Annotated in this window: 10 protein-coding genes; 2 read left to right on the top strand and 8 right to left on the bottom strand. The window is 57.8% G+C overall.

Translation table 11 applies throughout. From position 1 onward, the window contains the following. Positions 1-14 precede the first annotated feature (14 nt). The 5 genes from XX99_RS11615 to XX99_RS11595 all read right to left on the bottom strand — a co-directional run bounded on the left by XX99_RS11615 (position 15) and on the right by XX99_RS11595 (position 5,597). On the bottom strand, positions 15-491 hold the full coding sequence (locus XX99_RS11615) for a nuclear transport factor 2 family protein (RefSeq protein WP_050059565.1): 477 nt from the start codon (positions 489-491) through the stop codon (positions 15-17). Positions 492-650: 159 nt separating this feature from the next. Continuing rightward, positions 651-2,609, bottom strand: coding sequence for a M1 family aminopeptidase (locus XX99_RS11610; RefSeq protein ID WP_050060093.1), 1,959 nt, complete (start codon positions 2,607-2,609; stop codon positions 651-653). A gap of 79 nt (positions 2,610-2,688) precedes the next feature. After that, positions 2,689-3,879 (bottom strand): lipid-A-disaccharide synthase, encoded by a 1,191-nt coding sequence (lpxB, locus tag XX99_RS11605; protein WP_050059564.1) that lies wholly within the window; start codon positions 3,877-3,879, stop codon positions 2,689-2,691. A 101-nt stretch (positions 3,880-3,980) separates the two neighbouring features. Next, positions 3,981-5,177 carry an alpha/beta hydrolase family protein gene (locus XX99_RS11600; RefSeq protein WP_050059563.1) on the bottom strand — a complete coding sequence of 399 codons (1,197 nt, stop codon included), beginning with the start codon at positions 5,175-5,177 and terminating at the stop codon, positions 3,981-3,983. A 204-nt stretch (positions 5,178-5,381) separates the two neighbouring features. Next, positions 5,382-5,597 carry a hypothetical protein gene (locus XX99_RS11595; RefSeq protein WP_050059562.1) on the bottom strand — a complete coding sequence of 72 codons (216 nt, stop codon included), beginning with the start codon at positions 5,595-5,597 and terminating at the stop codon, positions 5,382-5,384. Positions 5,598-5,701: 104 nt separating this feature from the next. Here XX99_RS11595 and XX99_RS11590 point away from each other — a divergent pair, with 104 nt between their 5' ends. Beyond that, complete coding sequence (locus XX99_RS11590; RefSeq protein WP_050060092.1) at positions 5,702-6,277, top strand: elongation factor P; 576 nt, start codon at positions 5,702-5,704, stop codon at positions 6,275-6,277. Between the two features lie 382 nt (positions 6,278-6,659). On the opposite strand, the gene XX99_RS11585 is transcribed toward XX99_RS11590, so the two are convergent. The 3 genes from XX99_RS11585 to XX99_RS11575 all read right to left on the bottom strand — a co-directional run bounded on the left by XX99_RS11585 (position 6,660) and on the right by XX99_RS11575 (position 11,734). Then, the gene (locus tag XX99_RS11585) at positions 6,660-7,454 is read right to left on the bottom strand and encodes a glucose 1-dehydrogenase (protein ID WP_050059561.1); all 795 of its coding nucleotides are present in this window, start codon (positions 7,452-7,454) and stop codon (positions 6,660-6,662) included. Between the two features lie 448 nt (positions 7,455-7,902). Then, positions 7,903-9,672 (bottom strand): SIR2 family protein, encoded by a 1,770-nt coding sequence (locus XX99_RS11580; protein WP_050059560.1) that lies wholly within the window; start codon positions 9,670-9,672, stop codon positions 7,903-7,905. A 106-nt stretch (positions 9,673-9,778) separates the two neighbouring features. Continuing rightward, complete coding sequence (locus XX99_RS11575) at positions 9,779-11,734, bottom strand: ABC transporter ATP-binding protein (RefSeq protein WP_050059559.1); 1,956 nt, start codon at positions 11,732-11,734, stop codon at positions 9,779-9,781. A 179-nt stretch (positions 11,735-11,913) separates the two neighbouring features. Here XX99_RS11575 and XX99_RS11570 point away from each other — a divergent pair, with 179 nt between their 5' ends. Then, on the top strand, positions 11,914-12,267 hold the full coding sequence (locus XX99_RS11570) for a hypothetical protein (protein ID WP_050059558.1): 354 nt from the start codon (positions 11,914-11,916) through the stop codon (positions 12,265-12,267). Positions 12,268-12,290: the final 23 nt, after the last annotated feature.

The raw sequence follows: 12,290 nt of genomic DNA, 5'->3' as shown, positions 1-12,290 counted from the left end.
AACCGCATCGCTGCCTACGGCGCATTCCTGTGATTGACCAGAGCCTGGCGAAAGGGCGCCGGCTCACGCTGAACGGGTTTTCCTCCGGCATATCGCTTTTCGTGCATGATCTTCCAGATGGGCTCGTTGTCGGCGTAGACGCGCCATTCGGCGATCTCCTCTTTGCGGATCGTGGCTTGCCATGCCGAAGGAGTCTTCCAGCGATTTTCGCGGCTCAGACGGCCATGGATCAAATAAGTGCCCATGACGCAGCCCGTGATGACCGCAAGATTCCCATTCGCGAAGGCCTGATCCACCTGGATCGAATAATCAGGGAACCACTCGAAGCAGGCGCGCCAGCTTCGCTCCATCTCACGTTTGCCGTGGAACTGTCTTCCCTGAGCATCGATCAAGACGTGATCTTCAGTGATCAGGCCGCACAGCAGGGCGAGGTCGTGAGAGTTGATCCGGTCGATGAATTCGAGCGCAATATCGGCAGAGGTGGTTTTCATGGTTTGCTTATGGGTCAAGCTTGTCATCAGCACACGGCTTTACGCGAGCTGGAAAGCCGATCGGATCATGACCGGAGTCACGTCTCACATCCCAAAATGAAACGGGCATGTTGTCTGCTTTGAGACCACATGCCCGTTTCTTCCGCGCAGATATTTTTGTTATTCCGTATCCGGACGGCGGTAAGGCACCTGTAGATAGTGGCGCGCTTCGTTGAGGGCTCCGGCGGTGTTGTCGTTTGTCTGGATCGCCTGCCGGTATTCGGTGATGGCGCGATCTCTCTGGCCGGTTACGTCGAAGATTTTGCCGATCTGCACGTGGCTCCAGACCTCGGTCCACTTAGGATCGTCATCGCCGCGCAGGCAATCGCGATAAGCATTCACGGAGGACTGGTAATTCCGCTGGTTGAAGAAGACCTCGGCGATGCGATAGCTGGCCAGCGAGCTCTGCGGATTGGCCTGGAGCGCAATCTGGAACTGGGCCAGGCCGCCGGAGACGTCTCCCTGGGCGACCAGTTGCTGGCCTTTCAGGATTGCGACTCGCACCTGCATGTTGGGCGTCGATTTCAGCACCCAGTTGTCGGGATCGATAAGCACATGGCGCGGCCGGCCAAAGGTGTCGACGACATATTGGGAGTCGGTGCCGACGACCGAGATCTTCTTCGTCTCGGTCTTGCCGTCCGTCTCGATGCGCAGCTCTACCGGCATATTGAAGAGATCAAGATCCTGCTGAATCTCGCCGATGGTGCGAAAGCCGCGATTATTACCCAGCCGGTAGATCGCGTACTTATTGGTAAAGGTCGGAGCGCCGGTGCCGTCGAGCCACTGTGCGAAGAAGGGAGTGAGCTGCTGCTGCGACTGGGCCTCGGCAACCTTCTCGAAATCGCTGGTCCTGATACCTTTGTCGGTGTACTGCGAGAGCGCGGCGCGAAGGATCTTGACGAAGCTGTCCTCGCCGACCTCGCCGCGCAGCATATGGAAGACCATGCCGCCCTTGTCCAAGGTCATGGACTGGAACTCGGGTGAAAAGGCGTTCAGCCGACCAGCGCTGGCCAGCGGGATGGTGTCGTAGGCCAGGGCGGCTGCGGAGACGTCGAGGATCGCCGCGTCCAGAGCATTTCTGCCGGAGGCATCTTCGAGATACATCAGTTCGCCGTAACGGGCCATGCCGTTGGTTATCCATGTATCGTTCAGCGATGCCGGGCTGACCTCGCTGCCCCACCATTGATGCGCCACGGTGTTCGCGAGCAGCCGGAAATCGTTCTTGCCGCCGATACGCGCTCCGGCGATAGCTGCGATCTCAGGCGCCCAATAAACCGGCACCGTGTCGTCCGGCAGTTCGACGACATTGAGCCGGCTCGATTCAGGCAGGCCGAAAGTCGAGGTGAAGTAGGCCAGGACACGCAGCGCCTGCTGGCCATAATCCTCAGCGCCCGCCTTGTGCGCGGCGGTGGTGTAGACGTGGATATTGGGAGCGGGCGAGACAGCTGGCTCGAACTTGCCGGCGATGATGGTGCCGGGGAAGCCGGGCTTCTCCCAATTGAAGTCGTATTCGTTTTCGCCATCTCCTGCGGGCTTGGCTGAACCCTGCACGCCGCTGCCGATTACCGTGTATCCAGTAGGCACCTTGACGTGAATCGCAGCCTTGAAGCGGTTCGTCTGGTATCCCACCATCGGGAACCAGCGGCTTGCGTAGAGCAGATAGGTGATCGGATCGCCGATAGAGGCCAGCTTGAGCCCCTCGACCGGTCCGCCTGCATCGCTTTCCAGCGCCCCGGAATAATAAAAGGTCCAGGTATACGATTTGCCCTGGCTGAGCGGGGTGGCGGGGGTGATGCGCAGCGACGCCTGGGCTCCGCGCTCGCCGCTCAGCGGCGTATTTGCGGCGTCCGTAACCTTGTCGACCTTGAGTGCGCCATGCAGTTCGAAGACTGCCGTTTCGACAGGCTCGAGCGCAGTGAAGGTCACCTTGGTGACGGCATTGAGCGTGTGGTCGGCAGGCTTGATCTCGGCGTCGATGGAGTAGCCGGTGACCTGGATGGTGGCCTTGTCGGCCGCGAACAGCCCTGGGGCAGAGAAGAGAAAGATGCCAAGCAGAAGGATGCCGAAACGAGCCGGCAATCGCCCACCGGAAGGAAGATAGGTAGCGGGCCTGAAGGCAGATTGCGGTTTCATCCGGGCTATGGAATGGGCGCTCAAATCATTTTCCGGGCTGCTTCGCATGCAGCATCTGGCTGGTGACGCGGGCCACGCGGTCGACTGCTGTGGTTTCATGAGCCAACGGATCGTCCTTCCCCTTGGCCATGAGCATATCCGATATTGAGCGCAAGCTGCTTTGCATCCGTGCGCGGACGGATTTATCGGTCAGGAGCGGCTGCAAATGTGAGACGACATTCCGGGCGGTAAAGTCACCCTGGATCAGCTCGGGAACGATCCTACTCTCCGCAATCAGATTGACCATAGCAACATGGGGGACATCGACAACCCGCTTGGCGACTGCATAAGTAAGCGGTGAGACGCGATAAACCACCAGAAAGGGATTGCCGATCAGCGCCGCCTCGACCGTGGCTGTTCCGCTGGCAACGATGCTGGCCCGGGCATGGTGCAGCGTGGCGCGGGCTTCATTGGTAATCGTGATCCGAGGGGTCGGGGGCAGCATCGCCTGTACTTCGGCCCGATGCGATGCGGTGAGAGTGGGGGCGAGCGGCAGCAGGAACTCATAGCCCGGTCCGTTTTGGGATAGCAGCTCAGCGGTTCGAAGCATTTCGGGTAGGTTGAGACGTATTTCTTTCGCACGACTGCCGGGCAGAAGACCAATCCAGCCCTTGGACGGATTTAAACCAGCTTCGCGAGCAAAAGTCTCTCGGCTGATGGTAGGAAGGGGCAATTCGGCGAGGGGATGGCCGACGAATTCGGCCTGCACCTTGCGGTCGAGGTAGAAGCGCTCCTCGAAGGGAAAGATCACCAGCATGCGATCGACATATCGCTGCACCTCGCGAATGCGGTATTTCTTCCACGCCCAGAGCTGAGGCGACACGAAATAAATAACCGGCACTCCCGCCCGCTTGAGATGCTTCGCCAGCGAAAGATTCACGTCCGGGAAATCGATGAGCACGGCCGCGTCGGGTTTTTCCGTGGCAATGGACGCCTTGAGCTTGCGGTATTCCCCATAAATACGCGGCATGTGGCGGATCACCTCGGTGATGCCCATCACCGCCACATCTTCGGCGCGAACGATGCGCCGGAAACCGAGCGCCTCCATGCGCTGCCCGCCGAGCCCGAAGAACTCTGCATCCGGCTCCAGGCGGCGGATGGCCGGGATGAGCAGCGTGCCGTAGTGTTCGCCGCTGGCCTCGCCGGCGGAAAGAAAGATTTTGGGATGCGTGCTCATGGGGTGTCTCATCAAAAGCTATCGCATCTCGACGGGTGAGTGCGCGACGATGGAGGTATTTCGGTGATGCTGATGAATTTTCCTTATCATTTGGTCGGGACTCATTTTGAAGGCGCAGTTCGGGAGACGATTTGGCAGGCGGCTCCCTCGGTCGCTGCTTTCCGGCAGCGATCCATGGCATCCTGATCGGCCAGCTGCTGATCGAAGGCGCCGTTTGTACTGCCCCATTCGCCATTGGAAGAAACAGCGAATGCCTTATAGGGACCGTAGACCAGATACCGCTTCCACGCATTGAGCCCACGCTCGCTGACTCCAGCCGGGGGCGGAACATTCGGCGCGGCAGGCAATGGCAGCACCTCGTCACCAAGAGGCAGGAGGTCGCGAGCGCGGAGAAAGGACTCGACCGTCGCCGACCAAGCTTCTACATGGGCGTAGAGATGGTGACCGTCTTCGCCGTCTGGCAGCGCGAGTACGAACTCGACCGATCCACCGGCCTTTCGATACGCGTCCTCGAACTGTGTGGCCATGGACGGCGGAAACCAGTGGTCATTTTGCGAGTAGATCCAAAGCATGGGCACCGCGCCGTGTTTGGCTGCGCCCTTGCCGAAGTCCTGGAAGGCATCGATCGCGCCGCCAAGATTGCATTCATGCTCCTTGCCATCGCCGCCACGGCCGCCGGCGAAGCTGATGGCAGCCTTCAGCTCCTTCGGTGGATCTTCCGTCAAAGCCGCCTGAGCAAAGCCTCCTGTGGATACGCCCGCGCTCACTAAAGTCGAGGCGTCCACCTCCGGCCGCTGCGCCGCCCACTTCGCCACGGCGCGCAGATCCTGGGCCGAGGCTTCGCCCGCCTCGCGGAAGCTTCCGCCTACTTTGCACCCGCCAAGCTTTCTGTCCGGTTCCCCGCCCGAGCGCCCATAGCCCTTGCGCACGATCACGATGGCCACGTACCCACGGCGAGCGAACCACAGAGCCTGCCCGAGCTGAGCCCAGGGCGTCACGTGCTGCCGCTCCTGCTCGATATTCGAGGTGCCGTGTGTCAACAACGCGAGCGGATGTTTTCCTGGGCGATCGGCATAGACCTCCAGCACGTCGAGGCCGCGCGGAAAGGAGTTGGGCACCGGTGCCCACACTTCATCTTCAATGTAACGGAGAACTGCCGGCGGATCCGCGCCAGGTTGTGCCGGGGCGCTGTTGGTCGTGGCCTGCCCCCATGCCATACTGCAAGCCAGCGAAAAGCCGGCAGTAGCCAGAAGTATCTTGCCGGCGCAGCGTCTAGCCGCCGGGGCGCGTTCGTCCATGCGTTCCACCGTATCCGGTCTGATTGTATTCGGACCACGCGTGACGGACGGAAAGCTAGTTCCCTGACTCAGCGATTTCCCGGACAATTCCCCGATAATTCCCGGGTAAATTGTCATCCCGATCGTAGCGAAGGGACTCGCAGTTTTCCACCGTGGCCACCGCAGTTACCGGTGAAAATATGCCGGGCACGCCGGCTCAGCGAGCTAGCTGTCTTTGCGATAAAGCAGGTCGCGGATGGCCTTCTTGCGGGCCTCGTTCACTTCCTTGCCGAGACCATCGGCGCCGACCGCGCCCTGCGTCAGCGCTTCATTCGCCTCGGGAGCGCTGCACTCCGGGCAGCGGTTGGCAAAACCGGGCTTATCCGGCTTCAATTCGAACTCTTCGGAACATACGACACAAACTTTGATAGGGAAGGCCATAGCCCTTCCATTTTATGACTTTCCGCGCTCGCAATCCACGCGCGAACCCGGCCGACTCGCGCAGCCGCGCCGCACTTTATACTGAGACAAAAGTTGAGGAGTTTATGGCCGCACTGATCGATGCCATCGATATCAAGCGTAAAGCGTTCTTCGAATTCGAGAACGCTCCCTATTACTGTCTGGAATCCGACATCTCCACCCCCACTGCGCGCGGCGGCCAGACGCTCGTGCATCTCAAGATGCGCAACCTGCTCACCCAGGCCGTCTTTCAAAAAACCTTCAAGGCAGGCGAGAAGTTCAAGGAGCCGGATCTCGAGATCGTGCAGGCCTCCTATCTCTACTCTGACGGCGACGGCTCGCACTTCCTCGACCAGGCCAGCTTTGAAACGCTCACCCTCTCGGAAAACATGATGGGCGACGATCTGGAGCTGCTCATCGAGGGCGCGATCATCCAATTGCATAAATACAACGGCAACCCCATCGGACTGCAGCTGCCGCTCTTCGTCGAGCTGTCTGTCTCCTATGCCGAGCCGGGCGCGAAGGGCAACTCGTCCAGCGGCAGCGTGACCAAGAACGTGAAGCTCGAGACCGGCCTGGAGATCGCTGTACCGCTGTTCATCAAGGAAGGCGACAAGGTTCGGGTCGCGACCGAGACGCGGGAGTTCGCCGGCCGGGCCTGATTTTCCCTGAAATGTACCGTCATTCTTGTATCTATGGAAGAGCGGCGGGGGTATGTAGGAAACTGTCGCGGTGGGGGAACCAGGGTATGATTCCCCCGCGTGCGTGCGTCTCCCGTACATTCTGAGGTGGACTAGCCACCGTTCGTCAGCTTGGGATCGCAGCCCAACTCCAGGTCGCGTACGACCGAACAGTCGCAAGATACGCAATCGCATCTACAAGGCAGGTTACCGTGACCGGCATCATTTGTGGAGTGGATGTTTCGTCGTCGTTATTGGCTGACAACCGGAGGGAGGAAGAATCTCAGCAATGCTGGATGATCAACATCGCTGAGATTCTTCGCTATGCTCAGAATGACGAGCACAGGGTAATCGTAGAGAGTGCTTACGCTTCGCTGAGCACCGGCTCGGGGCGGTAGATCGGAGCGCCCAGCGGCGCGCCGGTCGCTCCGCCATCGACCACCAGCTCCGCCGCCTGCACGAATGAGGATTCCTCCGAAGCCAGGAAGAGCACGGCTTTGGCCACGTCGGCGGCGCTGTTGACGCGGCCCAGCGGGATGGTCTTTTCGACCTGCTCGAAGAGCGCCTCCCTCTCTTCCGGAGTATGCGCGACCGAGGCCCACAGCGGCGTGTCCGTCGAGCCGGTCGTGATCACGTTCACGCGGATGCCGCGCGGCGACAGCTCCGAGGCCATCACCCGCGACATGGCGCGCAGCGCTCCCTTGCTCGCCGCGTAGGCGGAGAAGCCCGGCCGCCCGTTCAGGCTCATCTGCGAGCCGTTGAAGATAATCGACGCGCCCGGATTCAGGTACGGATCGGCCGCCTGGACCAGGAAGAAGGTCGACGTCACATTCACCTTCAGGATCTCCTCGAAGACCTCGACCTCGGCCGCGCCGACCGGAGTCGGAGCGCCGGTCCCGGCATTGGCGAAGATGACATCCAGATTGCCGAAGCGCTCCACGGTCGCCTCGACCACCCGCTGGGTAGCCGCGAGATCGGAGACATCGGCCTGCAACACCAGCGCATTCGGCCCAAGCTCTTCAGCCGCCGCGTCCAGGGTCGTCTGATTGCGGCCGGTGATGGTCACCCTGGCTCCTTCGGCGATAAACAACTTCGCCGTCTCGAAGCCAATGCCGCTGTTCCCGCCAGTAATCAGTGCAACTTTGTTCAACAATCTCATGCCAATTCCTTCCCGCTTCAGTTCCCCAAGTCATCTCCGAATTGCCTCCGGATCACCTTCAGCTGCGGAGCCGCGCTCTCTCGTCGGAGCGTGATTATTAGATTGCAAAAGGAAGCGGAACGATTCCGCCTGCGCAGCTCAGGATTGCTGCCTCACGCCGAGCGATTTCCTGGGTATGTAAGGAAAACATAAGGATTAGCTGCTTTATTCCGGTCTATGGGATTTGATAGCTGAGGATGGCGAATGGCTGCGGGCGTTGCCGTAGGTATGGGCAATAAAACAGAGGGCACCTGGTGTTTTCTCTTACGAACGAGAACAGAGTGCGGTTATAGAACAGATTGGGTGCGGTGAGGGTGTGAAACGGATGAGTCGTTGGGATTGGAAATTATTGGATGAGCTTACATTCGGTCCAAACTACAGTACGACGGGTTGATTTTTACGGTGCAGATCACCACGGTATTCTAGATAGGATACTGTCGCGATACGTGTCATTGACCTCCGTAAATCTCTTGAAGCTGGAGAATAATCCGTCACGAATTGGCCCCCAATTATCAATTTCCTCTTTACTTTCTTTCGTGATGAGTTCGCTGATATTAGCTCGACTTCCTAGACTTCGTCTCCAGGCGAAACGACCTACGGGAGCCCAATGAGGAACGACACCCTTCTGCGTCCATCTTTTATCGAAATATGTGAGTGTGAAAAAATATTCGAACCTATCGAAATATTCGGCATACTCATCATCGCTTGGTATTAACTTCCGTAGTGGCTCGCGGAGCACATTAAAAATGTGGTCACTTGCGGGAGTGAATGATAACCTGAGATTTTCTGCACCGAGACTGTTACCGTCTATAACTTGCCCCGGCGTAACATGAAAAATCAGATCTTCGCCTTGACTCTCGAAGATGTTTAATCTCGGAGCCTTGGAGTCTCTTAACAGAGATTTAAGGGCTACATATTTTTTTGCCGATGCGGCAGCAATTCCGCCGGCATACAACAAAAGGCTTGATGGATAACGCATTAAATTTAGAAGTAATGTGTCACCCGACAGTACTCGTGACAACCTGGTCATGCTCACAATAGCATCGCGCCAGATTGGAGCTTGCAATCCATTTCCATGGAAGCATCCGTGAGAGATCAAAGCAATAAGCATCTCTAAATTATCGTCATATATTCCAACTCGTTTTAGATATTCCTGTTGCATCTGATCGGAGTCCTGGTGCTTGAATTGAGTGGCAAGCGGGGACAAATTTTTAATCTGCTTCTCGACTTCATCATTAACCAACTCAAATAGCTCAATTCGAAAACGCTCTTCTACTAAGTACCTTTTGAGAGAGGCCACAGCAACTGGTATAGCCAAGGGGTGAGGAGATAAAAAGGAGTCTAAGGATTCAATCTTCTGCTCCAACTCCATGAAAACAGTGTCGGCTGATTTTATTTCCAACAGGGTGGCGTGGCGGAAATGGATCAGCTCAGCCGCTTTGGCCGCAGGGCGATCAATTGAAGTCCAGAAACAAGTAAATCTCCGATTGGGGCTTCGCAGCATGGCACCGCTGAGTGCGTGATCCCATGTTGCGGACCATCCACAGACGAGCAGGCCGTACTCGTCAAATATTCGGTCGAGTAGCAAGTTCATCTCTCCGGAGTAATTCGTGAGCTCCTCGCTTGTGTTCTTAATTCGTGTATCCCTGTAATCGCCGTGTAGTTTTATAAGCGTGCATTGGGCATGAACAAGTGGCATCGCTCCTCGTACCATATCGACAGTGGAAATAACGGTCGGATTGATACCTTCAGCGGCCAGTGCCTGCTCCATTAGTCTGTCGAAATTTGTCGTCAAAATAACCTTGAAATAGCCCATCGCAGAGAGCCTCGCGATTGCTTTATGAGCTTGAGTCGGAGATTTTCTTCCCAATTGCAAATCTTCGCTCGTAGGCTCGAAATATTTGGCAAGTATATTGACGCGCTCGGAAGGCGTAATCGCGACTTTTTCTAAAAGATCTGAGTAGTCCGCTTCCCCACCATATTTTTTCGCATACCAAAGCTCTGGGCTAAGACCACACTTTTCCCCCTCAATAGCCGCAAGCTTCCGAATAAGGTCGAGCGTTATCTCCCAGCCGGTTGGAATTTCTGCGGCCCGCGAAATCCCTGATCCAATCAGAAGTGCGTATACACCCTTATTGGAGTAAATCGAGAAAGCCAGCGACGTAAGCGGGTCTATCATAGGAAACCATGTTACCCGTAAATCCAAAGAGGGATTAGATGGCTTGTATCAATTCGTTAAAAAATGGAGCATCTTATAGGCGAGGCATCTGAGAACGACCAGGGGATCAGTCCGTCCCAAGCGCCAACGTAGGCGTAAGCCCATCGCTCGGCAACCCTAGCTCCTGATCCTTATACTGCAGTTGGTAGAGCTTCCAGTAGAGTCCCCGTTGGGTGAGGAGCTGCTGGTGGCTTCCGGTCTCTCTTAGCTGGCCTTTGTGCATGACCAGAATCACGTCCGCCCGCTGCACCGTCGACAGGCGGTGAGCGATCACCACGGAGGTGCGGCCCTGGATCATCCGATCCAACGCGATTCTTACGCGGATCTCGGTATCGGTATCGACCGACGATGTGGCTTCGTCGAGGATGAGGATGCGCGGGTTGTGCGCCAGAGCCCGGGCGAAGTTGATGAGCTGCTTCTGTCCCGTGGAGAGCGAGTTGCCGCGCTCGCGCAGCTCCTCGTTATATCCCTGCGGGAGCGACGCGATGAAGTCGTGGACGTTGACCTGCTCGGCGGCGCGCTCCATCTCCTCGTCGGTGATGCGGCTGGTGCCCAGCTTGATGTTGCTCCCGATGGTCCCGCTGAAGAGGAACGGGTCCTGCAGGACGACGCCGAAGTGCTCGCGCAGTTGGCGCAGGTCTTGCCGGCGGACGTCCACGCCATCGATCAGAATCTCTCCGTGCTGGATGTCGTAGAAGCGCATCATCAGGCTGATGATGGTGGTCTTGCCGGCTCCAGTGTGTCCCACGATAGCGGCGGTCTGGTCGGGCCGGATCGTGAACGACACGCCGCGCAGAATCCACTCGATGTCTTCCATTCGGCCGATCTCGGCTTCACTCGCCCGGGTTACGCGCGCCGCCCGTTCCTCATCCATACGCTGATAGGTGAACCAGACATTGCGGAACTCGATGCTGCCGGAGTGGTCGCCCTCGATGGGATGCGCGGGAGAAACGATCTCCGGCTCGGTGTCTATCAGCTTGAAGACGCGCTCGCTGGCCGCCATGGCCGCCTGCAGGATGTTGTATTTCTCGCTCAGATCCTGGATGGGGCGGAAGAAGCGCTGCGCGTATTGGATGAAGGCCACCAGCACGCCGACGGTGACTGCGCCACGCATGACGCCGCGGCCGCCGATCCAGATGATCGCGGCGATGGCCATGGAGCTGCAGATCTCGACCGCGGGATAGTACAGGGCGTAGGCCAGGATGGAGTCCTTGAAGGCGTCCATGTGGGTGCGGTTGACGGCTTCGAAGTCGCGAAAGGCCCGATCCTGGCGGTTGAAGAGCTGGATCAGGCTCATGCCGGTGACGTGTTCCTGGGTATAGCTGTTGATGCGGGCAATCGCCGAGCGTATCCGTCGATAGGAGTCGCGAACATGCTTGCGGAAGATGCGGGTGGCAATAAGGATGAGCGGCAGCACGGCAAAAGCGATCAGCGCCAGCCACCACTTCATTCGCAGCATGACGAAGACGATGCCGGCCAGAACAAAGATGTCCTCGAAGATGGCGAAGACGCCGGAGGTGAACAGCTCGTTGAGGGCATCGACATCGCTGGTGAGGCGCGTAACCAAACGGCCTACTGGATTGCGATCGTAGAAACCGACGTGCATGGTCTGCAAATGGCCGAAGATCTGCTTGCGCATGTCGAACATGATCTTCTGGCCGGTCCACTGCATAAGGTAAGTCTGGATGAACTCGAAAAGATAGCTGAGCAGCAGCGAGCCGAGGTAGATCATGGCAATCTGGGTGATGCCGGTGACCGGATTGCTGCTGAGCCAACGCGCCAGAAAGGCCGACTTCGGTGAAGGATGCGCCGACATATAACGGTCGATGGCGATTTCGGTCAGGTAAGGACCGAGGACGTCGCAGGTGGCCTTAATAAGGATGGCGACCAGCGAGACAATAGCCGCAAACTTGTAGGGGTAGAGATAGGTCAGGAGACGGCCCATAAGGCGCGCGTCATAGGCCTTGCCGACGACATCGTCGTCCTGTTGCTGCGGCTGCTTCGGTTTTGCCTGCTCTGCCATTCGGTCGCTGGATCTAGTTTACCGGGTTGCGGAAGGACCGTTTTAGGGATGCGCGGACACACCGGGCGATGCGAAGAGATCGCGAAACAGCCGAAGATTACCGATGGTGAGAAGTATGAGGCGAAACCGGGCTTCGCGCTGGTTTTTCGCCGGACGCAGGCCTACGATGAAAGGAGTAGATGGACCGCGACAGCATGACAGACAACATCCTGCAGACGCTCCAGCAACTCGTGCAAGACGTGATCGCACCGGACGTGCGCGAACTGAAGGTGCGGGTTTCGTCTTTGGAACGGGAGATGAATACGCGATTTAGCGGGGTCGATAGCCGGTTTAGTGCTTTAGAAAAGACGATCGACGCCCGCTTCGATGCAGTCGACCAGCGATTCTCCAGTCTCGAGCAGAAGATGGACATCCAATTCCAGGCTGTGATGGCGGCCATCGCAGAATCCAAAGCCCAAGCAGAGTTGACTAATGTGAAGCTCCTGGCCTCGCTCAGCGAGCGCGTGGCTGTTCTGGAAGCGCGAAATCGATAGAGTCGACAGGTTTGGGGCCGCAA

The organism is Silvibacterium bohemicum (assembly GCF_001006305.1).
GTDB classification, from domain to species: Bacteria; Acidobacteriota; Terriglobia; order Terriglobales; family Acidobacteriaceae; genus Silvibacterium; species Silvibacterium bohemicum.
Note: the sequence above shows the minus strand (reverse complement) of the source record. Positions and strands in the feature narration are given on the sequence as shown.

Excerpts from the sequence above, each read along its gene's own strand:
- XX99_RS11615 (WP_050059565.1), bottom strand. The coding sequence starts at position 491 with ATGAAAACCACCTCTGCCGATATTGCGCTCGAATTCATCGACCGGATC.
- lpxB (WP_050059564.1), bottom strand. The coding sequence starts at position 3,879 with ATGAGCACGCATCCCAAAATCTTTCTTTCCGCCGGCGAGGCCAGCGGC.
- XX99_RS11600 (WP_050059563.1), bottom strand. The coding sequence starts at position 5,177 with ATGGACGAACGCGCCCCGGCGGCTAGACGCTGCGCCGGCAAGATACTT.
- XX99_RS11595 (WP_050059562.1), bottom strand. The coding sequence starts at position 5,597 with ATGGCCTTCCCTATCAAAGTTTGTGTCGTATGTTCCGAAGAGTTCGAA.
- XX99_RS11590 (WP_050060092.1), top strand. The coding sequence starts at position 5,702 with ATGGCCGCACTGATCGATGCCATCGATATCAAGCGTAAAGCGTTCTTC.
- XX99_RS11585 (WP_050059561.1), bottom strand. The coding sequence starts at position 7,454 with ATGAGATTGTTGAACAAAGTTGCACTGATTACTGGCGGGAACAGCGGC.
- XX99_RS11580 (WP_050059560.1), bottom strand. The coding sequence starts at position 9,672 with ATGATAGACCCGCTTACGTCGCTGGCTTTCTCGATTTACTCCAATAAG.
- XX99_RS11575 (WP_050059559.1), bottom strand. The coding sequence starts at position 11,734 with ATGGCAGAGCAGGCAAAACCGAAGCAGCCGCAGCAACAGGACGACGAT.
- XX99_RS11570 (WP_050059558.1), top strand. The coding sequence starts at position 11,914 with ATGGACCGCGACAGCATGACAGACAACATCCTGCAGACGCTCCAGCAA.